Raw genomic sequence first — 22730 nt, forward strand, 5'->3', positions numbered from 1 at the left:
CCGGTAAAGTTGTGTAAAGTGCATCACCATGACGATCGTGACGACCGAGCGCCTCTCGCTCAGGCCCCTGCTGCCGGCCGACGCCGAAGATTACGCGGCCATGCGCTTTCATCCAGAGGTGGCCAAGTGGCTGCCGCCAGCGCCGGGCAAGGTGCAGGAAGGCGATTTCGTGGCGGCAGCCCATGCCGCGATCGAGCGCTTCGCCGTGTCCTGGCAGGAGCGCCGGCTTGGCCCGTGGGGCGTGTTCTGCGAGGGCAGGCTGATCGGCCATGCCGGGCTGAATTTCATCGAGCAGTTCGACGGCGTCGAGGTGCTGTGGTCGCTGCATCCCGATGCCTGGGGCCGAGGCTTTGCAACGGAAGCGGCACGCGCCGCGCTCGCCTACGGCTTCGACACGCTGGAACTCGATTCGATCTTCGCGATCACACTGGAGGAGAACCGCGCGTCGCGCTCGGTGATGGAGCGGATCGGGCTCACCTACCGCAAGAACGTCGACTACAAGGGCTTCACCGACATCGTCTGGTACGACGTCGATCGCGCGACCTATGCGGAGAGGATGTCCAGCGCGGCGCGGTGAACCCCGGGGTCGCCGGCAGCGACGACGGCGCCGTCGGAATGCATGTCGAGGGCGTTGCCCTTCCAGTCCGTGATCGTGCCGCCGGCTCCCGTGATGACCGGGATGAGAGCGGCATAGTCGTAGAGCTTGAGGTCGGCTTCGACGACGAGGTCGACATGACCCGCCGCCAGGAGGCCGTAAGCGTAACAGTCGCCGCCCCAGCGGAAGAGCTTCACCTTCTCGGTGAGCGCCTGATGCGGCTGGGCGTGGCCGCCGGCAAACATGCCCGGCGCCGTCGAGTACATGTAGGCGTTGGCGAGGCTCGCGCAGGCGCGCACCGAGATCGGCTTGCCGTTCAGCGTGGAGCGCTCGCCTTCGACACCCAGCCAGCGTTCCTGCAGGATCGGCTGGTCGATGATGCCGAGCACCGGCTTGCCGCGATGGAAGAGGCCGATCAGCGTGCCGAACAGCGGCAGGCCGGTGATGAAGGCCTTGGTGCCGTCGATCGGATCGAGCACCCAGACATAGTCGGCATCGGTGCGGACCGCGCCATGCTCCTCGCCGAACACGCCATGGTCAGGGACTTCGCGTGTCAGCAAGTCGCGCATCGCCGTCTCCGCTTCGCGGTCGGCGATGGTGACGGGGCTCAGGTCGGACTTGTCGTCGACCGTGACGCCGGTGCGGAAGTAGCGGGCCGCGATCGGCCGGGCAGCGTCGGCCAGCCGATGGGCCAACGCGACGAGATTTGACGGAACCACTTAGGGAAGAGGTGCCGGCGTGTCGGCCATGGTGCGCAGATACGCGATGATGTCGGCGCGATCCTGTTCCTTGGGAAGGCCGGCGAACGCCATCTTCGTGCCGCGCACATAGGCGTTCGGCTTGAACACCATGTGGTCGATGTCCTCGTAGGTCCAGTCGCCGCCCTTGCCGCTCAGCGCCGAGGAGTAGGAGAAGCCGGCATGGCTTGCCTTGGGACGGTTGACCACGCCCCAAAGGTTCGGGCCAACCTTGTTGGCGCCGCCCTTGTCCACCGTATGGCAGGAGAAGCACTGCTTCTGGAACAGGGCCTTGCCGGCATCGACGTTGGCGCTGGCGAGCTTCGGACCGATCGGCGGAATTTCGACGGCGGCCGGCGCGGCGGCTGTCGCCGCCGGCGCCTCGTCGCTGACCGCGAGCGCCGGCTTGTCCAGCTTGTGCGGATGCACGACGGCATTGGAGACCTTGCCGACCACCATCGCGAAGAGGGCGGAAGCCAAAACGCAGCCTGCGATCGTGTTGAAACTGGCCATGTCAAATCCCGAAGCGGCAAATTCTACGGACGCTGCTGTAGCATGCCCGCACCGCCGCCAGTAGTATTCCATCACGTCCGGAGGATCGCGCGGCGGAACGTCGCAAGTGCCGGATATTACGAGGTTTTTCGCCTATCGGTGGGCCTCGGAAAGCGGCACGGGAGAGTTGGGAAAATGGCAAAAGGTCGGGGCGATAAGCGGCAGGGCAAGGCCGCCGCCAGCAATATAATCGCCTTCCAGGGCGAGCCCGGCGCCAATTCCGACATGGCCTGCCGCGCGGCCTTTCCCTACATGACGACCCTGCCCTGTCCGACCTTCGATGCCGCCATGGGCGCCGTCCAGGCCGGCAAGGCGGAGCTCGCCATCATCCCGGTCGAAAATTCGATCGCCGGTCGCGTCGCCGACCTGCACAGCCTGCTGCCGCACACGAAGCTGAAGATCGTGGCCGAGCATTTCCAGCGGGTCGAGCATTGCCTGGTGGCCCTGCCGGGGGCGTCGCTGAAGTCCATCCGGACGGTGAAGAGCCACGTCCAGGCGCTGGCGCAGTGCCGCAACTTCCTGAAGAAGAACAAACTGCAGCCGGTGGTCCATGCCGATACCGCTGGCGCGGCCCGCGAGATCGCCGAGATCGGCGATGCGAGCGTCGGCGCCATTGCCTCTTCGCTGGCCGCCCGGATCTACGATCTCAAGGTGCTTGCCAAGAACATCGAGGACGCCGACCACAATACGACGCGCATGCTGGTCTTCTCGCGCGAGGAGGCCCATCCCGACTGGCGCACGGTGCAGTGCATGACGGCCTTCCTGTTCCGGGTGAAGAGCCGCCCGGCAGCGCTCTACAAGGCGCTGGGCGGGTTCGCGACCAACGGGGTCAACATGGTGAAGCTGGAAAGCTATCTTTCCGGCGCGCGCTTCGAGCAGGCGCTGTTCTATGCCGAGGTCGAAGGCCATCCCGAGCAGCGCAACGTCCTGCTGGCGCTCGAGGAGCTGGGGTTCTTCTCCGACGAGCTGAAGATGCTGGGCTCCTTCCCGACCAATCCCTTCCGGCGCAAGGGCTGGGAAGCCCCGACCCGCCCCGGCACCTGAGGATTATTCCATGCCGCAACAACCCGTCCGCATCGCCCCCTCCATCCTGTCGGCGGATTTCGCCGCCCTGGGACAGGAGATCGACGCCATCACCCGGGCCGGCGCCGACTGGATCCATGTCGACGTGATGGACGGGCATTTCGTGCCCAACCTCACGATCGGCCCGATGGTGGTGAAGGCGCTGCGCAAGCACAGCAAGCAGCCCTTCGACGTCCATCTCATGATCTCGCCGGTCGATCCGCTGGTGCCGGCCTATGTCGAGGCTGGCGCCGACGTGATCTCGTTCCATCCCGAGGCCGGCCCGCACGTCCACCGCACCATCCAGCTCATCAAGAGCCTCGGCCGCAAGGCAGGCGTCGTGCTCAATCCGGCGACGCCGCTCAGCGCCATCGAGCACGTGCTGGGCGACCTCGACCTCGTGCTGGTGATGAGCGTCAATCCGGGATTCGGCGGACAGGCCTTCATCGAGAGCCAGCTCGCCAAGATCGCCGCCCTGCGCAAGGCGATCGACGCGCTGGGCAAGCCGATCGACCTCGAGGTCGATGGCGGCGTCAATGTCGAGACGGCGAAGCGCTGCATCCAGGCCGGTGCAGACGTGCTCGTTGCCGGTACCGCCGTGTTCTCGGGCGGGCCCGACCGCTACGCGGCCAACATCGCGGCGCTGCGCTCATGAGGGACATGATCCTGCACCACTATCCGAACTCGCCCTTTTCGGAGAAGGTGCGCATCGCGTTCGGCCTCAAGCAGGTCGCGTGGAAGTCGGTCGTGATCCCAAACGTGCTGCCCAAGCCGGACCTGATGCCGCTGACCGGCGGCTATCGCAAGACTCCGGTGATGCAGGTCGGCGCCGACATCTACTGCGACACGCAGTTGATCATGCTGGAGATCGAGAAGCGCGCGCCGACGCCGCCGCTCCTGCCCAAGGGCAAGGAAGGCGAGGCGCGGGCGCTCGCCATGTGGATCGACCGCAACATCTTCTGGGCGGCGGTGGGTGTCGTCATGGGCGCGCTCGGCGACGAGCTGCCTGAAGCCTTCCTCAAGGATCGCAGCGCCTTCTCAGGCCGCTCCTTTGATGCGGCCGCGCTGAAGGCCGCCGCACCGATGGCGCTGCAGCAGACCTACGCCCAGCTCGTCATCGCCGAGCAGATGCTGGCCGACGGCCGGCCCTACCTGCTCGGTGCCGCGCCGTGCCTGGCCGATTGCGCGCTCTACAATCCCGTGTGGTTCATCAAGGAACGGCTGGGCGGCGGAAAGCCGGTGCCGCCGTTCGACAGGCTGCCGCTCCTCACGGCCTGGTCCGAACGCCTGAAGGCGGCCGGCAGTGGCAATCCGATGGAGATGACGGCCGCCGATGCGATCGCCGTCGCGAAGGCCGCGACGCCCGAAGCGACGAGCGTCGATGCCGCTGATCCCAGTGGGCTGAAGGCCGGTCAGGCGATCAGCGTCACGCCCGACGACACCGGCAAGGTGCCGGTGAGCGGCGCGTTGGTTGGTCTCACGAGCGACCGCGTGTCGATCAAGCGCCATGACGAGCAGGTCGGCGACGTGGTGGTCCACTTCCCCCGCGCCGGATTCATCATCGCGCCGGTTTGAACTCAAGATTTTGAATCGACCATAACCAGCACCTCATCCTGAGGAGCACGCCAAAGGCGTGCGTCTCGAAGGATGGGCAACAGGTGTGGTGCGCGTGCCCACCCTTCGAGACGCGGTCCTGCGGACCGCTCCTCATGGTGAGGTCGGTGTTGACGCTAAACGACCTCGACGCCGATCTCAGACGCGATCCGGCGCAGCGCGGCGACGGAGCGCGCCGTCGCGTTGCGCGCGTCCTGCGGACAGTGCGTCTCGATGCTGGCGTGGATCTGCGCGATTGGCCTGGGAGCCTTGGCCACCTCGGTCAGCAGCCGTGTGAGTTCCTTGGCCCACGGAATATCGCCGTCGCCCAGGGGCACGGTACGCTTGGCCGACAGGTCGCGATCCTTGAGATGGATGAGGTCGACCAGCGGCGCCAGTACGACGATCTCGGCGTCGGTTGGCGGCGCGCCCATCGACCAGGCATTTCCGATGTCGACCAGAGGCCGCAACTGGCCGGACAAGGGATTGGACTCCAGGGCTTCCTCTAGCGCGGTGAAGAAATCGGCGAGTTCGGCAAGCGAGCCGATGTTGCAGACCGGCTCGTTCTCGATTTCGACGGTCACGGAATAGGTCAGGCTGAGATCGGCCAGGCGCTCGAATCGCCCGATCAGATCGGCCGGCTTGTAGCCGGGATAGCGCAGATGGCTGAACACACGAATCCGTTCGGCGCCCAGCACGGTGGCCATGTCGAAGGCATGCACCAACGGGTCGTCGGCCGGACACTCGGCAGGATCGAAGGCGAAGTCGACCTTGCCGTCGGCGGCTTCTTTGCCGGGGGCCGGCCATTTGAGGAGTGGCGAGACGAAGGTCGGCACGCTGAGCCCTGCGGCCTCGATCCGGCGGGCGATGCTGCCGCCTTCCTGGAGCGACATGCCGAGCAGGTTCCTGCCATCGACCGTGCGCATGTCGAGGCGTCGCACCTGATGCTCGGTGCAGAACGAGATCATTTCGTCGAGAGAGGGGCTGATTTCGTCACCGATGACGGCGAGCGCGAGACGGGGAAGGGACATGCCGCTAACCTACTATGGACGGACTTCTTTGGCTAAAGTCTGGGACGAGCAAGGGAGACGGCATGAGCGACGACGCGGCGATCTTCGTGGGGGCCAGTGCTGCCGACCAGTATCTCCCTCTGAAATATGCCAACCGCCACGGCCTGATCGCCGGCGCGACCGGCACCGGCAAGACCGTCACCCTGCAGACCATCGCCGAAGGCTTCTCGGCCTACGGCGTGCCGGTGTTCATGGCGGATGTGAAGGGCGACCTGTCCGGCGTGAGCCAGGCCGGCGGCAACAATCCACGGGCAGTCGAGCGTGCGCGGCAGCTCGGCATCGACGGCTATACCGGGCGCGCCTTTCCGACGATCTTCTGGGACCTGTTCGGCGAGAAGGGCCATCCCATCCGCACGACGGTGAGCGAAGTTGGGCCGGTGCTGATGGCCCGCCTGCTGCAGCTCAACGAGACGCAGGAAGGCGTGCTCAACATCGTCTTCAGGATCGCCGACCAGCAGGGCCTGCTGCTGCTCGACTTCAAGGACCTGCAGGCGCTGCTGCAATGGGTCGCCGAGAATGCCGGCACGCTGACGACGGAGTTCGGCAATGTCAGCAAGGCGTCGGTCGGCACCATTCAGCGCCAGCTCCTGACGCTCAGCCAGCAGGGCGGCGAGGGATTTTTCGGCGAGCCGGCGCTCGATCTCCACGACATGATGCGCTGCGATCCTGCGGGCTACGGCGCCATCAACATCTTGGCGGCCGACCGGCTGATGCAGAGCCCGCGCCTCTACGCGACCTTTCTGCTGTGGCTGCTGTCGGAGCTGTTCGAATCGTTGCCCGAGGTGGGCGATCTCGACAAGCCGAAGTTCGTCTTCTTCTTTGACGAGGCGCATCTCCTGTTCGACGACGCGCCCAAGGCGCTGCTGTCACGGATCGAGCAGGTCGTGCGCCTGATCCGCTCCAAGGGCGTCGGAGTCTACTTCATCACCCAGAACCCGCTCGACGTGCCGGAGACCGTGCTGGGGCAGCTCGGCAACCGCGTGCAGCATGCGCTCAGGGCCTTCACGCCGCGCGACCAGCGGGCCGTGAAGGTGGCGGCCGAGACGTTCCGGCCGAACAAGGCGTTCGATGCCGCGCAAGCCATCACCGAGTTGGGCGTCGGCGAGGCGCTGCTGTCGTTCCTCGACGCCAAGGGTGTGCCGTTTCCGGTCGAACGCTGCTTCATCGCCCCGCCGCAGGGCCGCCTCGGTCCAGTGACGCCCCAGGAGCGCGCGGCCGTCATGGCGGGGAGCCCGCTGGCCGGCAAATACGACAAGGCCGTCGATCGCCAATCGGCCTATGAAGTTCTCACCGGTCGCGTGACCGCGTCGGCCCATCCTGAAGCGGCTCCGCCGCGCCGTCGCGGTCAGTATGGATCGGTGCCGCCCACCGTTCCGGCGACGACGGGTCCGTGGGGGCCTCGCCCGGCCGAGCCGCCGCCGCCGCAAGTCGAGCAGCCGGTCCCGCCCGAGCCACGTCCTCAACCGCGTCTCAAGACGGCGCAGCCCCAGCCGCAAGCGCCCACGCCCGAGCCGAAGAGGGCGCCCGCCGGCCGCCAGCGCGATTCGGTGGGCGTCGCCGTCGCCAAGGCAGCCGGCCGCAGCATGGCGACCGTCGCCGCGCGCGAGGCGGCGAAGGCCGTGTTCGGCAAGGGCAAGGCCGCGAACATCGGTGCCACCATCGGCGGCGCCGTGTTGCGCGGCGTGCTGGGAAACCTTCTTCGGTAAGATCCGCCGTCGCTGTTCAGGCTTCGACCGTCACGGTGCCGTCCATGTCTTCGTGGCCGTCGCCGCAGAACACGTCGCAGAAGAAGGAGAAGCTGCCGGCTCTCTGCGGCGTCAGTGCCACGCGTGTCTCCTGTCCCGGCACGATGTCGGTGCGGATGCCGAGGTCCGGCATCTTGAAGCCGTGGATGCGGTCTTCCGAGATGAGCACCAGTACCACCGGCTGACCGAGCTTCATCGTCACCTTGTTGGGATGGAACTCGAACTTCCTGGCGCCGATGCGCACCTCCGGCGGCGTCTCGGCCGCAAGGCGTGGCGCTGTGAGGGCCAGCGGCACGCCCAGCATCATCAGGAACCTGCGTTTCATGAGTTCAGCTCCGGGTGACCGGCAGTTCGACGAGGCTCACTTTCGTGCCCACCGTCACGTCGCGGGTCCCGAGATCGGGATGGGCCGGATCGTAGGGCTTGGGCGCGCGCTTGGCCTGCGAGCCCGGCGCCACGATCGGAAAGATCAGCGACTTGGCCGCGTGATGGGCGATGTGGCCCGTCATGTGGTGATGCTCCTGGTGGATGTGGCCATAGAGCACCACGACGTTGCTGTAGGGCATCAGCAGCTCGATCGCCCGGGCGCCGTCGGCCGTCGTCCAGTCCCAGTCGGGCTTCAGGTCGAACAGCGGGCGATGGGTCAGCACGACGATGCGATCGTCGGGTTTGCGCTGCTTCAGATCAGCGGCCAGCCACGAGAGCTGCGCATCGCCCAGCCTGGCGCCGGGATCGCTGACATTGTCGAGGGCGATGAAGTGCACGCCCTTGTGGTCGAACGTGTAGTGCGGCGCGCCAAAGAATTCCCTGTAGGCCTCGCCGGCGTCGAGCGAGGCATCGTGCTCGCCGGGCATGAAGCGCACGTCCTTGACCCGCAGCGCGCCGACGATCTCGCGGAAGCGCTGCATGCGGGCGCGCCGCTCCTTCGGGTCGTCGGTCGTGTGCGTGAGGTCGCCGGTGAAGACGATGAAGTCGGGGGGATTGGCGAGACCGTTCACGGTGACCACCGCCTTGGCCAGCGTGTTCTCGGCATCGGGATTGGCGGCGCCCTTGAAGCCCCAATGCGTGTCCGAGAACTGGACGAAGTGGAAATCGCCTCCCGCCTGCGCCGAAGCCGGTCCGCCCGGGAACAGGCCCGCCGTGAAGGTGACGCCGGCCAATCCGGCGAGCTTGAGAAATTCGCGACGATCCCGTTGCAACATGATCTGCTCCCATCGTTCCGGAGGCGGAACTGCCGGGGACTACCGGGACAAGGGGGTGTCTATTCCCCGGATTCGGGCCCTGGAATAAAATCGACCCTCGACCGGTATTGCTGTCCTATGGGGTGCATGTCCGACGCGCCGAAGCCCGATGGCCGCACGCTCGAGCGTTTTCGCGTCATCGTGCTGCCGCATCTCGATTCCGCCTACGGCTTCGCCCGCTGGCTGACGCGCGATCCCGTGGCGGCCCAGGACCTCGCGCAGGAATCGCTCCTGCGGGCGTTGCGCTACTTCCATGCGTTCCGCGGCGAGGAGGCGCGGCCCTGGTTGCTGCGCATCGTGCGCAACACTTGGACTGATACGCGAGCCGGCAAGGGCGGCGATCCTGTTTCGCTGGTGGCTGCCGACGAACGCGCCACCGAAGCTCCCGATCCGGAGCAGAGTGCGCTGGCAGGGGACCGGCGGCGCCACGTCGCGGCGGCGCTGGCGGCCCTGCCGGTCGATGTCCGCGAGGTCCTCGTACTGCGCGAGATCGAGGACCTTTCCTACAAGCAGATCGCTGCGGTGCTGGATCTTCCGATCGGCACCGTCATGTCCCGCCTAGCGCGGGCGCGCGAGAAACTGGCGGCCGAACTGCGCGGCCGCCTCGGAGGGAGCGAGCATGGACTGCCCGACCTGTGAAGCGTCGGTAGACGCCTATGTCGACGGCGAGCTGTCGGCGCGGGAAAGCGCTGCGTTCGAACAGGCGCTGACTGCCTGCCCGGAGTGCCGTCGCCGGCTGCAGACGGCGCGGACGATCGGTGGCCTGCTGCGCGACCTGCCAGCCGAGCGGGCGCCCGACCTGCTGCGCGCGCGCCTCGAGCGCGACCTGCGCGCGAGCGCAAGCGAGCCTCTGGCGCAGGTGCATCGCTGGAGGCGGCGGTCGGCGATGGCGGCCAGCCTGATCGTGGCGGTGGGCGTCGGTTGGCTGGCGGGAACGCTGACCAGCCAGGGCGGGCGTCAGTCGGACGAGATGATCGCCAGCTACCTGCGCGTCGCGATGGCCGAGACGCCGGTCGAGGTCGCCTCGTCGGACCGCCATACGGTGAAGCCATGGTTCGCCGGTCGCATCGACTATGCGCCGCCGGTCCACGACCTGACCGCGGACGGATTTCCCCTGATGGGCGGGCGGCTCGACGTCGTGGCGGGCCGCAAGGTCGCGGTGCTGGTCTATCGCCGCAACCAGCATCGCGTGGTGCTGAGCCTGTGGCCCGCGAGTGCCGGCGACAATGTCTCGCCGACGGTCACGCAACGCGATGGATTTGCCTTGGCGGAATGGCGCCATGCCGGCTTCGGCATGCGCGCCGTATCGGACATCTCGCCCGGTGAGATGTCCTCGTTTGCGGCGGCGCTGGATCGCGCCGTCGATACCGATCGCTAAGGCTGAGCGTAGCTCAGCCCGTTGAGCGACAGGACATTGCTGGCAATGTCCGGAGCGCCGAAGAACGAGTGAACTCTAGGCGAGGCGGTCGAGTTCCTTGACGATGGCGTCGCCCATTTCCTGGGTGCCGACCTTCTTCACGCCGTCGGTGTTGCCCACCAGAAGATCGCCGGTGCGGTAGCCCGCCTTCAGCACGTTCTCGACGGCCAGCTCGACCATGTCGGCGTCCTTGCCGAGATCGAACGAATAGCGAAGCATCATCGCGTAGCTGAGCGTCTGTGCGATCGGATTGGCCAGGCCCTTGCCCGCGATGTCGGGCGCGCTGCCGTGGATCGGCTCGTACAGCGCCTTGCGGCGGCCGGTCGCGTCGGGGGCACCGAGCGAGGCCGACGGCAGCAGGCCGAGCGAGCCGGTCAGCATCGAGGCTTCGTCGGACAGGATGTCGCCGAACAGGTTGTCGGTGACGATCACATCGAATTCCTTGGGCGCGCGCAGGAGCTGCATGGCGAGCGCGTCGGCATACATGTGATCGAGCTTCACGTCGGAGTACTTCTCATTGTGCAGCTTGGTCGCTTCCTCGCGCCACAGCACGCCGGTGTGCATCACGTTGGCCTTCTCCGAGGAGAGGACCTTGTTCTTGCGCTTGCGGGCCAGCTCGAAGGCGACGGCGCAGACCCGGCGGATCTCGGGGGCCGTGTAACGCTGCGTGTCGTAGGCCTCGACCTCGCCGGCGGCGTTGACGTGGCGGCCGCGCGGCTCGCCGAAATACACGCCGCTGGTCAGCTCGCGGATGATCATGATGTCGAGACCCTTGACGATCTCGGGCTTGAGCGACGAGGCGTCGACCAGCGCGTCGAACACCTTGGCCGGGCGCAGGTTGGCGAAGAGGTCCATCTCCTTGCGCAGGCGCAGCAGGCCGCGCTCGGGCTTCTTGCTGAAGTCGGCGGTATCCCACTTCGGGCCGCCGACCGAGCCGAACAGCACGGCATCGGCTTCCAGCGCGGTCTTCATGGCGTCGTCGCTGAGCGGCACGCCGTGCTTGTCGAGGGCGGCGCCGCCGACGAGGTCTTCCTTGATATCGAAGCCGATCGCGCGCTTCTTGCCCATCCAGGCAATGATCTTGCGGACTTCGTTCATCACCTCGGGGCCGATGCCGTCGCCGGGCAGCACGAGCAGATTGCGATTGGACGCCATTGTCTTGCTTCTCTTCAGGTCGTTGTCGGTGTGATCAGGAGGCGCCGTGCAGCCAGGGCTGCGACTCGCTCTGGCGGCGCTCGAAGTCGTCGATGTCCGACTTCTTCTCCATCGTGAGGCCGATATCGTCGAGGCCTTCCATCAGGCACTTCTTGCGGAAGGGGTCGATCTCGAAGTGGACGGTGCCGCCGTCGGGACCCTTGATCTCCTGCTTCTCTAGATCGACCTCGAGGATGGCGTTGGAGCCGCGGCTGGCATCGTCCATCAGCTTGGCGATGATCTCCTTCGGCATCCTGATCGGCAGGATGCCGTTCTTGAAGCAGTTGTTGTAGAAGATGTCGGCGAAGTCTTCGGAGATGATGCAGCGGATGCCGAAATCCAGCAGCGCCCAGGGCGCATGCTCGCGGCTTGAGCCGCAGCCAAAGTTGGGACCCGCCACGATGATCTTGGCGTTCTGGTAGGCCGGCTGGTCGAGGACGAAGTCCTTCTTCTGGCCGTCTGCCGTCCAGCGCATCTCGTAGAACAGGCCCTCCTTCAGGCCCGTGCGCTTGATGGTCTTGAGGAACTGCTTCGGAATGATCATGTCAGTATCGACATTGACCATGGGCAGCGGCGCAGCGACGCCGCTCAGCGTCGTGAATTTCTCCATGAGACCTCCCGGAAAGGCCGGAATAAACGGGCTTTCCGGGCCGGGGTCAAGCCACCCGATTCTACCGGGTCTTGATGACCAGGGTGTTGGCGATCATGTCGTGCAGGCCGCGCTTGCGATCGGTGAAGGCGACCATGATGTAGCCGATGCAGAAGATCATCCCGGAGAGGATCTTGGCGAAATACCGCCCTGTGGCATTGAGGAAGCTGATTCTCCTGCCGTCGTTGCTCACCACCCGCAGTCCCATCGCCATCTTGCCGACCGTCGCGCCTCTTTCGGAGCTCTCCAGCAGGGCGAAATAGAGCCAGAAGACGAGGATCGAAAGAAGGTTCACCGTCGGGTCATAGTCGCTGAGATCGTCCAGGTTCATGTACTTGAGGCCGAAGACCGACATGATGACGCCGAGGACGAGGCTGACCAGGATGGCATCGATGATGTAGGCCACGACGCGGATCCAGAACCCGCCATAGCCAACCGGCGCGGTGCCCGGCGGCGTCGCATCCCAGACGGGCGGCGGCGGCGGGGCGGCGGGACCTGAATTCGGAACGCTGGCCATGTGTCTCTCCCACGAGGGTCGGCGAAAACGACGCCTCTACATTGGCCATGCCCGTCTTCCACTGCAAATAGAAACGGGCGGCGCCTCGCGGCGCCGCCCGTCATCATCCGCCGGAGGCGGATGTCTACTGGAAGTCGCGAACGTCGGCGAGCGTGCCCCGGATGGCCGCCGCGGCCGCCATGGCCGGGCTCACCAGATGGGTGCGACCGCCGCGGCCCTGACGGCCCTCGAAGTTGCGGTTCGAGGTCGAGGCGCAGCGCTGGCCGGGTTCGATGCGATCGGCGTTCATCGCCAGGCACATCGAGCAGCCCTGCAGGCGCCATTCGAAACCGGCCTCGAGGAAGATCTTGTCGAGACCTTCCTTCTCGGCCTGGGCCTTCACCAGGCCGGAGCCCGGAACGACCATCGCCGACACGGTCGAGGCGACCTTGCGGCCGCGCGCGATCTCGGCAGCGGCGCGCAGGTCTTCGATGCGGCCGTTGGTGCACGAGCCGATGAACACACGGTCGATCGGCACGTCGACGAGGCGCGTGCCCGGCGTCAGGCCCATATAGGCGAGCGACCGGGTCCAGGCCTCGCGGCGGTTCTCGTCCGGCGCATTGGCCGGGTCGGGAACAACGTCGGTGATCGGCAGAGCGTCCTGCGGGCTCGTTCCCCAGGTCACCATCGGCGGAATGTCCGCGGCGTTGAGGTCGAGCTGCACGTCGAAGTGTGCGTCCTTGTCCGACGGCAGGCGGCGCCACTGGCTGAGCGCCAGGTCCCACGCCCCGCCCTTCGGCGCGTACGGACGACCCTGGAGATACTGGAAGGTCGTCTCGTCGGGCGCGATCAGGCCGGCGCGGGCGCCCGCCTCGATCGACATGTTGCAGACCGTCATGCGGCCTTCCATCGTGAGCTCACGGATGGCGCGGCCGGCATACTCGATCACGTAGCCGGTGCCGCCGGCGGTGCCGAGCTTGCCGATGATGGCCAGGATGACGTCCTTGGCGGTCACGCCGAGCGGCAGGCTGCCCTCGACCGAGACGCGCATGTTCTTGGCCGGCTTCTGGATCAGCGTCTGGGTGGCGAGCACGTGCTCGACCTCGGAGGTGCCGATGCCGAAGGCCAGCGCGCCGAACGCGCCGTGCGTCGAGGTGTGGCTGTCGCCGCACACGATCGTCATGCCGGGCAGGGTGAGGCCCTGCTCGGGGCCGATCACGTGCACGATGCCGCGCCGCGGATCGTTCAGGTCGAAGTACGGCACATGGAAGTCGGCGACGTTCTTCTCCAGCGTCTCGACCTGGATGCGCGACTCGTCATCCTCGATGCCCTGGCTGAAGTCCGTCGTCGGCGTGTTGTGGTCGGCGACCGCGATCGTGGCGTCGGGCCGGCGCACCGGCCGTCCCGCCATCCGCAGGCCCTCGAAGGCCTGCGGGCTGGTCACCTCGTGGACGAGATGACGGTCGATGTAGATGACGCACGTCCCGTCGTCCTGGCGATGGACGACGTGACTGTCCCAGATCTTCTCGAACAGGGTCCGCGGAGGCGGCGGCGGGGCCGGCGGGGTGGCCGACTTTTTGCGGAACGCCATGTTGGACCTACTTCTTTCCGCCGCCCTTGGCGTTGCGGACGGACTTCTCTTCCTTGGGCTTTTCCTTCTTGAGCTTCTCGCGGCGCGGACGCTTGAGAGCCTCCTCCGCCTGCACGGCGAGCAGCTCGCGCTGGGCCTCGGTGTCCTCGGCGATACGGCTCGCCTTGCCGCGCAGCTCGCGCAGGTAATACAGCTTGGCGCGCCGCACGATGCCCTTACGGACGACCTCGATCTCCCAGATGCTCGGGCTGTAGAGCGGGAACACGCGCTCCACGCCTTCGCCGAAGCTGATCTTGCGCACGGTGAACGAGGAGTTCACGCCGGCGTTCTTGCGGGCGATGCAGAGGCCTTCGTAGACCTGAAGGCGCTCGCGGCTGCCTTCCTGCACCTTGACGTGCACCTTGAGCGTGTCGCCCGATTCGAAATACGGCACCGGCCGCTCGGCCTGCACCTTGTCGATCGTCGTCTGGCCGATCGCGTCGAGAATATCCATCGTGTCTATCCTTTCGTCACTTCTTATCGTTTCCCGCCGCGGTCCGGCGAGTGGCCCAAAGATCGGGCCGTCGCCTCCGCGTGATCTCTTCCCGCTGCTTCATCCGCCACTCGGCGACCTTGCCGTGATGGCCCGAGACCAGAACCTCCGGCACGCGCCGTTCGATTCCGTCGGGCCCTGCCCAGGTCGCGGGCCGGGTGTAGTGCGGGTACTCCAACAATCCGTCCTCGAAACTCTCCTCGTTCGCCGAATCGGCCGCGCCCATCACCCCGGGCAGCAGCCGCACGCAACAATCCATCATCGCCATGGCCGCGATCTCGCCGCCCGAAAGCACGAAATCGCCGACCGAAATCTCCTCCAGCGCCTGGGCCTCGATGACCCTCTCGTCGACGCCCTCGAACCGCCCGCACACCAGCAACACGCCCGGTCCCGCCGCCAGCTCCCGCCCGCGCGCCTGACTGAACGGCGCGCCGCGCGGCGAGAGCAGAACCTTCGGCACCTCTGCCATCCCCGGCGCCTGCATGACCGCCTCGATCGCGGCCGACAGAACGTCGGGCTTCATCACCATGCCGGCGCCGCCTCCGAAGGGCGCATCGTCCACCGTGCGATGCCGGTCTCCGGCGAACCGCCTGATGTCGACGGCCTCCAGCGACCACACGCCTTCCCTGAGCGCCCGGCCGGCCAGGCTCTCGCCCAGCGGGCCCGGAAACATCTCCGGGAACAGCGTCAGCGCGGTCGCGCGCCACACGTTAGCCCTCCGCCTCCTTCGCCGGTTCGCCCGTCAGCAAACCTGCCGGCGGATTGACCGTAACCTTGCCGCCCTCGACGTCGATCTCGGGCACCGACTCGTCGGTGAAAGGCAGCATCACCGAGTGTCTCGATGCGCTGCCTCCCGACACTTCCATCGTCCGCCCGGCGCCGAAATCGTGGAAGGCCATGACCTTCCCCCAATCCCGGCCGTCCCGGTCGAACGCGGCGAGCCCGATCAGGTCCGCCTCGTACCACTCCCGCTCGCCCGTCTCCGGCAGGCGCTCGCGCTCCACATAGAGCCGCAAACCCCGTACTGCCTCGGCCGCCGTGCGATCGGCTACACCCTCGATCCGGGCAAGGACCGCTCCCTTTACGGAGCTGAGCGCCTCGACCCGGTACTCTTTCGTTCCCTTCTCGTCCGACAGCGCGCCGTAGGAGGCGATCGCCATCGGATCCTCGGTGTAGCTCCTGATGCGCACCAGGCCGCGGACCCCATGAGGTGCCGCAACGACGCCCAGCAGGACGCGGCCCTTGCTCATCGGAACACCTTACCGATCAGGTGGCCGCAGCCTCCGGCGCGGGCGCCGCGGCGGCGGCTGCCGCAGCCTCGGCCTTCATGCGCTCCTGCGCCTTGGCGCGCGGCAGCGGCTTCTTGGTCTGGTCGCGGCGCTCGCGCGGCTTCATCAGCTCGGCCTGCGACAGGAACTTCGCGACGCGATCGGACGGCTGCGCGCCGACCTTCAGCCAGTGCGCGATGCGCTCCTTGTCGAGCGTCAGGCGCTGGGCATGATCGCGCGGCAGAAGCGGGTTGTAGGTGCCGAGCTTCTCGATGAAGCGGCCGTCGCGCGGGCTGCGCGAATCGGCCACGACGATGTGGAAGAACGGGCGCTTCTTGGCACCGTGCCGGGTCATGCGGATTGCGATCATTCTCTCAAGTCCTCTCTTCGATATCGATTCGCGTGATTGTCTGACGTTGATCTTGCTGACTTTGTTGAAACTTCAGCGCGGAAAACCCGGCGGGCCACCCATGCCGCCGAGGCTGCGCATGAATCCCTTCTCACCGAGCTTGTTCACCCGCTTCATCATCTTGAGCATGTCGGCATGCTGCTTGAGCAGCTTGTTGACATCCTGCACCTGCACGCCCGAGCCCTTGGCGATGCGCTTCTTGCGCGAGGCGTGGATCAGGTCGGGGTTGCGGCGCTCCTTCGGCGTCATCGACAGGATGACGGCCTCCTGGCGCTTGAGCTGGCCCTCGTCGATCTTGGCCTTGGACATCGCGGCCTTGGCCTGCATGGCGCCCGGCAGCATGCCCATCAATCCCGACAGGCCGCCCATCTTGCGCAGCTGGCGCAGCTGGTTGAGCAGGTCGTCCATGTCGAACTGGCCCTTGCGGACCTTGGCCGCCAGCTTCTCGGCATCTTCCTTGTCGATCGTCTCGGCGGCGCGCTCGACCAGCGAGACGATGTCGCCCATGCCGAGGATGCGCGACGCAATACGATCGGGATGGAAAGGCTCCAGCGCGTCGAATTTCTCGCCGACGCCGATCAGCTTGACCGGGCGGCCGGTGACGGCGCGCATCGAGAGCGCCGCGCCACCGCGCGCGTCGCCGTCGACGCGGGTCAGCACGATGCCGGTGACGGCCAGCCGCTCGTTGAAGGCCTTGGCCACGTTCACGGCGTCCTGGCCGGTCATGGCGTCGGCGACGAGCAGCGTCTCCTTCGGCTTGGCGAGGTCGCTGATGTCGGCGACCTCCTTCATCAGCTCTTCGTCGATCGAGAGCCGGCCCGCCGTGTCGAGGATGAGGACGTCGAAGCCCTCGCGCTTGGCCGTCTCGAGGGCACGCCGGGTGATGGCGAGCGGCATCTCGAGCGGGACGATCGGCAGCGTCGGAACGCCGGTCTGCTCGCCCAGCACCTTGAGCTGGTGCTGCGCGGCCGGGCGACGCGTGTCGAGCGAGGCCATCATGACCTTGCGACGGGTCGAGAAGCTGCCGCCGAACATTTCGGCCGCCATGCCCTGCGGGCCCTGGCTCAGGCGATAGGCGATTTTGGCCGAGGAGGTGGTCTTGCCCGAACCCTGCAGGCCGACCATCAGGATGACGACCGGCGGGATGGCCCCGAGGTCGAGGTCCGAGACGGTGCCGCCCAGCATCTCGACCAGGTGGTCGTTGACGATCTTGACGACCATCTGGCCCGGCGTGACCGAGCGGATGACATCGGCGCCGATCGCCTTCGGCCGGACCTCGTCGATGAACTGGCGGACGACGGGCAGGGCGACGTCGGCCTCGAGCAGCGCGGTCCGCACCTCGCGCAGGGCCGCGTCGACATCGGCTTCGGAAAGCGCACCACGCCCCCGCAGCTTGTCGAAAACATCGCCCAGACGCTTGCTAAGACCCTCGAACATCGTGCTCCCGTTCGCTCAAAGACGTATCGCGCCGATGCGCGAACCTTCGCGGATCAGCGGAGCTCCCCGAAGGGGGAACCTAGTAAATCGGCACGACCGATTGAGCCGGCGGGGTATAAGGCTTGCCGCGTCAGGAGTCAAAACGCTTGAACGAGCCGGCTAACCCCTTGAACCAACAAGATTCCCGGCGCCTTCCGGGTTGGTCGATGCTGGCCTTCGTGGTCGCGGCGCCGCTGATCGGCCTGCTGGTTTTCTGGCTTTTGCCCGAACGAAGCAACTTGTTGGTGCTCAGCGCCTTCTTCGGAACCTGCCTGCTCGCCCTTTTTGTCGCCGTCCTGCCGCTCGGCCGAAATGCACCGGCGGCCCTGGGCCTGCGCCCGGTGGGCTGGCGGCCCGTGGTCTTCGCGGTCCTCGGCACGACGGTGCTTTCGTTCGCCGTCAGCCAGCTCGGCCCGCAGCCCGAGGGGGTTAAGCAGGTGACGGAGGGCATCCAGGGCACGGCGCGGATCCTGCAGACCCTGGCCGTTCTGGGCCTGCTGGCGCCGATCGTCGAGGAACTCGTCTTCCGCGGGTTGCTCTATGGCTGGCTGGCGGGACGCTGGAGCAATCTGGTGGCCTTCGTGCTCAGCTCGCTGGCCTTCGCCGCCGCCCATACAGAGCCCCTGCACATTCTCTTGGTGCTGCCGCTCGGCTTCTGGTTCGGCTGGCTGCGCTGGCGCACCGGCTCGGTGGTCCCGACGATCGTGGCGCACATCATCAACAACACGATCGCGGTGGCGGCGGCGGCGTTCCTGAGCCCCTGAGCAGGGTCGGCGTCAGGCGGCGAGCTTGCGCTCGACGAAGTCGAGCCGGTCCTGGCCCCAGAAGATCTCGCCGTCGATGACGAAGGAAGGCGCGCCGAACACGCCCTGCGAAATGGCGTGCTTGGTGTAGGCCTCGCGCTTCTCGGCAATGCCCGGCGCTTCGCTGGCCTTCAGGACGGCGGCGCCGTCGAGGCCGCAACCGTCGATGATCGCCTTCAGCGTGTCCAGGTCGCCGCTGTTCTTCTCCTCGGCCCACAGGCCGGTCAGCACCGCGTGCGCGACCTTGATGGCGTCTTCCATGCGGCCCTCTTCGCGCAGCGCGATCACGCACTTGGCGGCCGGCACCTCGTTGGCGGGAAAGAACTTGGGCTCGAGCGTGGTCTTCACGCCGAGATGGTCGCGCCAGCGCTTCAGCTCCATCATGCGATAGGCCTGACGCTGCGGCGCGCGCTTGGGCAGAGGCAAGCCGCCCGAGACCGCGAAGACCGAGCCGAAATCGACCGGCCAGATCGTGACCGTCGCGCCGTGCTTCTTCACCATGGCGTCGAAGCGCCCGGACCCGAGATAGGTCCACGGCGAATTCAGCGAAACGTAGTAGTCGACATGCTTGCCCATGAGTTCCCCCGGAATGGCGTTCGTTGGCGCGGACTGTGGCGCAAAGCCTGTCGATACGCCATCTTCGCGAGGTGAGCAGAAACCCCGATTCTGAACGAGCCATCGCCATCACCGGCGGCGATGCCGCCTATTTCGACCTGATGCGCGACTGCATCGAGTCCTTGCAGGCGACCGAGCAGGGCCGGGCACTGGCGCTGGGTGTCCTGGATTGCGGGCTGACCGAAGAGCAGCGCGACTGGTGCCGCGAACGGGGCGCTACGCTGGTGGTGCCGCAATGGGATTTCGACTTTCCCGGCCGCGACTCGTTGAAGGACGGTTACAAGGCGCTGACGGCGCGGCCGTTCCTGCCGCGCTATTTCCCGGGCTTCGACCTCTATCTCTGGATCGACGGCGATTGCTGGGTGCAGCAGGGCGACGCGGTCGCCTTGTTCCTCGCGGCCGCCCGGACAGGCGCGCTGGCCGTGGCGCCCGAGATCCACCGCTCGATGCGTCACTATCGCCATGCCTGGCAGGAATTCTCGTCGATCAACGGCGCGGCGTTCGAAGCCTGTTTCGACAAGGAAACGGCCGAGCGGCTGATCCGCTATCCGCTCATCAACGCCGGCGTCTTCGCGCTCGCCGCCGATGCGCCCCACTGGCAGGGCTGGGCCGGGCTGCTGGGCGAGGCGCTGCAGCGCTCGACCAACATGACGGACCAGGTCGCCCTCAACGTATTGGTCTACGACCGCGGCTTCTCCTGCGAGCCGCTGCCCAGCCGCTGCAACTGGCCGGTCCATCACGCCACCCCGGCCTGGGATGCGGCCCGCGGCCTGTTCGTCGAGCCGGCCATGCCCTACGAGGCGCTCGGCATCCTGCATCTCACCATCTACACCAAGCGTCTGCCGACCCTCGACGTGCGCGAAATCGCCGGAGCGCAGGCCGGGCAGGTCCGGGCGCGCTCGTTGCGCTGGCCCGGCCGAACCGCCATATAGCGCCGCATGGCCGGAACGCCTTTCCTCAAGATGCACGGGCTGGGCAACGACTTCGTCGTGCTCGACGCGCGCGCGCATGCGCTCGATCTGACGCCGCTGCGCCGCCGCGCCATCGCCGACCGCCGCCTGGGCGTGGGCTGCGACCAGCTCATCGTGCTCGAGCCGCCGACCGAGGCCGACGCCGACATCTTCATGCGCATCTACAATCCCGACGGCAGCGAGGCGCAGGCCTGCGGCAACGCCACGCGCTGCGTCGCCTCGGTGGTGATGGATGAACTCGAGGCCGAGGAAGCGACGATCCAGACGGTCGCCGGCCTGCTCGAATCGCAGAAGGTCGGCCGTGGGTCGAACGGCCTGCCCGTGATCTCCGTCGACATGGGGCTGGTGCGCATGGACTGGCGCGAGATCCCGGTCGCGAAGGCCTGCGACACCCGGCACATGCCGGTCGGACTTGGACCGCTGCAGGATCCGGTCGGCACAAACGTCGGCAATCCGCACGCCACCTTCTTCGTCGACGATCTCGCCGCGATCCCGATCACCGAACTGGGGCCGAAGCTGGAGCACGATCCGTTCTTCCCCGAGCGTGTGAATGTCGGCGTTGCGCAGATCATCGGTGAGAACAAGCTGAAGCTCAGCGTCTGGGAACGCGGCGCGGGGCTGACGCTGGCCTGCGGGTCGGGTGCCTGTGCGGCCGGCGTCGCCGCGGCGCGGCGCGGTCTCACGGGCCGCAAGGTCGACGTCGTGGTCGAGCACGGCACGCTCACCATCGAATGGCTGCGCGACGATCACGTTTCGATGACCGGCGGCATCGCGCTCGCCTACAAGGGCGAACTCGACCGTTCGCTGCTGTCCTGAGGTGGCACGGTGAGCGAGACGGAACCCGAGAAGAAGGGCTGGTTTGCGCGGCTGCGCTCTCGGGTGGCGCCGACCGTCGAGCCGCCGAAGCCGGCCGAACCTGAGGTCGCGCAACCCGAACCGGTAGAGCAGGCCGTCGTAGCCGAGCCCGAGACGCGGGTCGATCCGCCGCCCAGCGAGCCGGTGAGCGAGCCGGTGGCGGTGCCGATGGCGCCCGAGCTGGAGCCCGCGCCGGTCCCTGTCACCGCCCCCGTCGAAGCGGTGGCCGAGAACGAACCGGAGCCCGAGCCCGAGAAGCCCGAGCCCGAGAAGAAAGGCTGGCTGTCGCGTCTGCGCGAGGGCCTCTCGAAGTCGACCAAGAAGGTCGCCGAGAGCATTACCGGCCTCTTCACCAAGAAGAAGCTCGACCAGCAGACGCTCGACGATCTCGAGGATGCGCTGATCCAGGCCGATCTCGGCGTCGCCGTCGCCGCCCGGCTGGTCGGCAAGCTGAGCAAGGAACGCTTCGGCAAGGAAGTCACCGAAGAGGAAGTCCGCGCGGCCTTCGCCGACGACATCGCCGAGATCCTGCAGCCCGTCGCCGTCCCCTTGGTCATCGACGCCGCGCGCAAGCCGCATGTCGTGCTGGTGATCGGCGTGAACGGCAGCGGCAAGACCACGACCATCGCCAAGCTGGCCGGCCGCTACAAGGGCGAGGGCCGCTCGGTGATGCTGGCCGCGGGCGATACGTTCCGCGCCGCCGCCGTCGAACAGCTCAAGGTCTGGGGCGACCGTGCCGGCGTGCCGGTCGTGTCGAAGGCGACCGGCGCCGATGCCGCGGGCCTCGCCTACGAGGCGCTGGAGCGGGCGCGCGCCGAGAAGACCGATGTGCTGCTGATCGACACGGCAGGCCGCCTGCACAACAAGACCAACCTGATGGAAGAGCTTGCCAAGATCGTGCGCGTCATCCGAAAGCTCGATCCCGAGGCGCCGCATTCGTGCCTGCTGGTGCTCGACGCGACCACCGGCCAGAACGCCCATGCCCAGGTCGAGACCTTCAAGACCATGTCGCCGGTCGACGCGCTCGTCCTCACCAAGCTCGATGGCAGTGCCAAGGGCGGCGTGCTGGTGGCGCTGGCCGAGAAGTTCAAGTTGCCGGTCGTGGCCATCGGTGTCGGTGAAGGCATCGACGACCTGCGGCCGTTCGAGGCTCGCGCCTTCGCGCGTGGTTTGATGGGATTGCCGGCATGAGCAGTGAGCGGGACGCAGGCGGCGACAACGGCATGCGCCGGCTCTATGCCACGGCGCTCGAACTAGGGCCGCTGGTCCTGTTCTTCGCAGCCAACGGGCGCTGGGGCATCTACTGGGGCACCGGCATCTTCATCGTCGCCACGGCGATCGCGCTGCCCTGCTATCGCTGGCTTGAGAAGCGCTGGCCGATCATGCCGCTGGTCGGCGGCTTCTTCGTGCTGGTGTTCGGCGGCCTCACCATCTGGCTGCAGGACGATACCTTCATCAAGCTGAAGCCGACCATCGTGAACTGCCTGTTCGGGGTCATCCTGGGCGGCGGCCTCGTGCTGTTCAAGAAGCCGCTGCTGAAGCCTCTGTTCGGCGCGGCCTTCAAGCTGACCGATGAAGGCTGGTCTCAGCTCACGATGCGCTGGACGGTGTTCTTCTTCGTACTGGCCATCGTCAACGAAGTGATGTGGCGCAACTTCACGACCGACACGTGGATCGCCAGCAAGATGTTCCTGAGCTTCCCGCTGACCCTCGTCTTCGCCTTCCTGCAGATCCCGCTGCTCCGGCGCTACTGGGACGGCGACGACAACCCCTTCGCGCGCGGAAGCTGACGTCTTTGGAGCGCGCCACTCCAGTGGCGCTCATGTTCATGATGCGCCACTGGAGTGGCGCGCTCCATT

27 protein-coding genes are annotated in these 22730 nt (G+C 66.9%); 12 read left to right on the forward strand and 15 right to left on the reverse strand.

The window, feature by feature from the left end; all coding sequences use genetic code 11:
• The first annotated feature begins 28 nt into the window (after positions 1 to 28).
• Positions 29 to 577, forward strand: coding sequence for a GNAT family N-acetyltransferase (locus ACQY78_RS18310; RefSeq protein ID WP_428677377.1), 549 nt, complete (start codon positions 29 to 31; stop codon positions 575 to 577).
• Here ACQY78_RS18310 and hisN read toward each other — a convergent pair.
• Together hisN and ACQY78_RS18320 are read right to left on the reverse strand one after the other, a co-directional pair.
• On the reverse strand, positions 544 to 1314 hold the full coding sequence (gene hisN, locus ACQY78_RS18315) for a histidinol-phosphatase (RefSeq protein WP_428677379.1): 771 nt from the start codon (positions 1312 to 1314) through the stop codon (positions 544 to 546). The genes ACQY78_RS18310 and hisN overlap by 34 nt on opposite strands.
• Positions 1315 to 1845, reverse strand: a complete 531-nt coding sequence (locus tag ACQY78_RS18320; protein WP_428677381.1) for a c-type cytochrome — start codon at positions 1843 to 1845, stop codon at positions 1315 to 1317.
• 174 nt (positions 1846 to 2019) lie between these two features.
• Between ACQY78_RS18320 and ACQY78_RS18325 the strand changes: the two genes are divergently transcribed.
• From ACQY78_RS18325 to ACQY78_RS18335, 3 genes are read left to right on the forward strand one after another with little or no spacing between them, the layout of a single operon-like run.
• The gene (locus tag ACQY78_RS18325) at positions 2020 to 2928 is read left to right on the forward strand and encodes a prephenate dehydratase (protein WP_428677383.1); all 909 of its coding nucleotides are present in this window, start codon (positions 2020 to 2022) and stop codon (positions 2926 to 2928) included.
• A 10-nt stretch (positions 2929 to 2938) separates the two neighbouring features.
• A complete protein-coding gene (gene rpe, locus ACQY78_RS18330; protein ID WP_428677385.1) occupies positions 2939 to 3601 on the forward strand; it encodes a ribulose-phosphate 3-epimerase in 663 nt (220 codons plus the stop codon).
• Positions 3598 to 4521, forward strand: a complete 924-nt coding sequence (locus ACQY78_RS18335) for a glutathione S-transferase family protein (RefSeq protein ID WP_428677387.1) — start codon at positions 3598 to 3600, stop codon at positions 4519 to 4521. The genes rpe and ACQY78_RS18335 overlap by 4 nt, the downstream gene beginning before the upstream one ends.
• 155 nt (positions 4522 to 4676) lie before the next feature.
• Here ACQY78_RS18335 and ACQY78_RS18340 read toward each other — a convergent pair whose 3' ends face one another.
• The gene (locus ACQY78_RS18340) at positions 4677 to 5570 is read right to left on the reverse strand and encodes a sugar phosphate isomerase/epimerase family protein (protein ID WP_428677389.1); all 894 of its coding nucleotides are present in this window, start codon (positions 5568 to 5570) and stop codon (positions 4677 to 4679) included.
• Between the two features lie 62 nt (positions 5571 to 5632).
• Between ACQY78_RS18340 and ACQY78_RS18345 the strand changes: the two genes are divergently transcribed.
• On the forward strand, positions 5633 to 7315 hold the full coding sequence (locus ACQY78_RS18345; RefSeq protein ID WP_428677391.1) for a helicase HerA-like domain-containing protein: 1683 nt from the start codon (positions 5633 to 5635) through the stop codon (positions 7313 to 7315).
• A gap of 16 nt (positions 7316 to 7331) precedes the next feature.
• Here the strand turns inward: ACQY78_RS18345 and ACQY78_RS18350 are convergent, their stop codons facing one another.
• Complete coding sequence (locus ACQY78_RS18350) at positions 7332 to 7679, reverse strand: cupredoxin domain-containing protein (RefSeq protein WP_428677392.1); 348 nt, start codon at positions 7677 to 7679, stop codon at positions 7332 to 7334.
• Between the two features lie 4 nt (positions 7680 to 7683).
• Positions 7684 to 8556, reverse strand: a complete 873-nt coding sequence (locus ACQY78_RS18355; RefSeq protein WP_428677394.1) for a metallophosphoesterase family protein — start codon at positions 8554 to 8556, stop codon at positions 7684 to 7686.
• Positions 8557 to 8682: 126 nt separating this feature from the next.
• Here ACQY78_RS18355 and ACQY78_RS18360 point away from each other — a divergent pair, with 126 nt between their 5' ends.
• Both ACQY78_RS18360 and ACQY78_RS18365 read left to right on the forward strand, forming a co-directional pair.
• Positions 8683 to 9234: a sigma-70 family RNA polymerase sigma factor gene (locus tag ACQY78_RS18360; protein WP_428677395.1), complete on the forward strand. Its 552-nt coding sequence runs from the start codon at positions 8683 to 8685 to the stop codon at positions 9232 to 9234.
• The gene (locus tag ACQY78_RS18365) at positions 9215 to 9973 is read left to right on the forward strand and encodes an anti-sigma factor family protein (RefSeq protein WP_428677397.1); all 759 of its coding nucleotides are present in this window, start codon (positions 9215 to 9217) and stop codon (positions 9971 to 9973) included. Before ACQY78_RS18360 ends, ACQY78_RS18365 begins: the two co-directional genes overlap by 20 nt.
• 75 nt (positions 9974 to 10048) lie before the next feature.
• On the opposite strand, the gene leuB is transcribed toward ACQY78_RS18365, so the two are convergent.
• The 9 genes from leuB to ffh form a co-directional block, all read right to left on the reverse strand.
• Positions 10049 to 11167, reverse strand: a complete 1119-nt coding sequence (leuB, locus tag ACQY78_RS18370; RefSeq protein WP_428677399.1) for a 3-isopropylmalate dehydrogenase — start codon at positions 11165 to 11167, stop codon at positions 10049 to 10051.
• A 34-nt stretch (positions 11168 to 11201) separates the two neighbouring features.
• The gene (gene leuD / locus ACQY78_RS18375; protein ID WP_428677401.1) at positions 11202 to 11816 is read right to left on the reverse strand and encodes a 3-isopropylmalate dehydratase small subunit; all 615 of its coding nucleotides are present in this window, start codon (positions 11814 to 11816) and stop codon (positions 11202 to 11204) included.
• A gap of 61 nt (positions 11817 to 11877) precedes the next feature.
• Positions 11878 to 12372 carry an RDD family protein gene (locus tag ACQY78_RS18380; RefSeq protein WP_428677403.1) on the reverse strand — a complete coding sequence of 165 codons (495 nt, stop codon included), beginning with the start codon at positions 12370 to 12372 and terminating at the stop codon, positions 11878 to 11880.
• Positions 12373 to 12496: 124 nt separating this feature from the next.
• A complete protein-coding gene (gene leuC, locus ACQY78_RS18385) occupies positions 12497 to 13942 on the reverse strand; it encodes a 3-isopropylmalate dehydratase large subunit (RefSeq protein ID WP_428677405.1) in 1446 nt (481 codons plus the stop codon).
• 7 nt (positions 13943 to 13949) lie between these two features.
• Entirely contained in the window at positions 13950 to 14435 is a 486-nt protein-coding gene (gene rplS, locus ACQY78_RS18390; RefSeq protein ID WP_425069122.1) for a 50S ribosomal protein L19, read from the reverse strand.
• Positions 14436 to 14451: 16 nt separating this feature from the next.
• A complete protein-coding gene (trmD, locus tag ACQY78_RS18395; RefSeq protein WP_428677407.1) occupies positions 14452 to 15183 on the reverse strand; it encodes a tRNA (guanosine(37)-N1)-methyltransferase TrmD in 732 nt (243 codons plus the stop codon).
• A 1-nt stretch (position 15184) separates the two neighbouring features.
• On the reverse strand, positions 15185 to 15724 hold the full coding sequence (rimM, locus tag ACQY78_RS18400; protein WP_428677409.1) for a ribosome maturation factor RimM: 540 nt from the start codon (positions 15722 to 15724) through the stop codon (positions 15185 to 15187).
• A gap of 16 nt (positions 15725 to 15740) precedes the next feature.
• Positions 15741 to 16112 (reverse strand): 30S ribosomal protein S16, encoded by a 372-nt coding sequence (rpsP, locus tag ACQY78_RS18405; protein ID WP_428677411.1) that lies wholly within the window; start codon positions 16110 to 16112, stop codon positions 15741 to 15743.
• Between the two features lie 72 nt (positions 16113 to 16184).
• Positions 16185 to 17588, reverse strand: coding sequence for a signal recognition particle protein (gene ffh, locus ACQY78_RS18410; RefSeq protein ID WP_298310934.1), 1404 nt, complete (start codon positions 17586 to 17588; stop codon positions 16185 to 16187).
• A gap of 167 nt (positions 17589 to 17755) precedes the next feature.
• On the opposite strand from ffh, the gene ACQY78_RS18415 reads away from it, so the two are divergent.
• Entirely contained in the window at positions 17756 to 18391 is a 636-nt protein-coding gene (locus ACQY78_RS18415) for a lysostaphin resistance A-like protein (protein ID WP_428677412.1), read from the forward strand.
• A gap of 12 nt (positions 18392 to 18403) precedes the next feature.
• Here the strand turns inward: ACQY78_RS18415 and ACQY78_RS18420 are convergent, their stop codons facing one another.
• Positions 18404 to 19006, reverse strand: a complete 603-nt coding sequence (locus ACQY78_RS18420) for a 2-hydroxychromene-2-carboxylate isomerase (protein ID WP_428677414.1) — start codon at positions 19004 to 19006, stop codon at positions 18404 to 18406.
• A gap of 71 nt (positions 19007 to 19077) precedes the next feature.
• On the opposite strand from ACQY78_RS18420, the gene ACQY78_RS18425 reads away from it, so the two are divergent.
• The 4 genes from ACQY78_RS18425 to ACQY78_RS18440 are packed head-to-tail and all read left to right on the forward strand — an operon-like array spanning position 19078 to position 22661.
• Positions 19078 to 19977, forward strand: a complete 900-nt coding sequence (locus ACQY78_RS18425; protein ID WP_428677416.1) for a hypothetical protein — start codon at positions 19078 to 19080, stop codon at positions 19975 to 19977.
• A gap of 6 nt (positions 19978 to 19983) precedes the next feature.
• A complete protein-coding gene (gene dapF, locus ACQY78_RS18430) occupies positions 19984 to 20832 on the forward strand; it encodes a diaminopimelate epimerase (RefSeq protein ID WP_428677417.1) in 849 nt (282 codons plus the stop codon).
• Positions 20833 to 20841: 9 nt separating this feature from the next.
• Positions 20842 to 22062, forward strand: coding sequence for a signal recognition particle-docking protein FtsY (gene ftsY, locus ACQY78_RS18435; protein ID WP_428677419.1), 1221 nt, complete (start codon positions 20842 to 20844; stop codon positions 22060 to 22062).
• Positions 22059 to 22661, forward strand: a complete 603-nt coding sequence (locus ACQY78_RS18440) for a septation protein A (protein ID WP_428677420.1) — start codon at positions 22059 to 22061, stop codon at positions 22659 to 22661. Before ftsY ends, ACQY78_RS18440 begins: the two co-directional genes overlap by 4 nt.
• Positions 22662 to 22730: the final 69 nt, after the last annotated feature.

The organism is Reyranella sp. (genome assembly GCF_965279625.1).
Lineage (GTDB): Bacteria > Pseudomonadota > Alphaproteobacteria > Reyranellales > Reyranellaceae > Reyranella.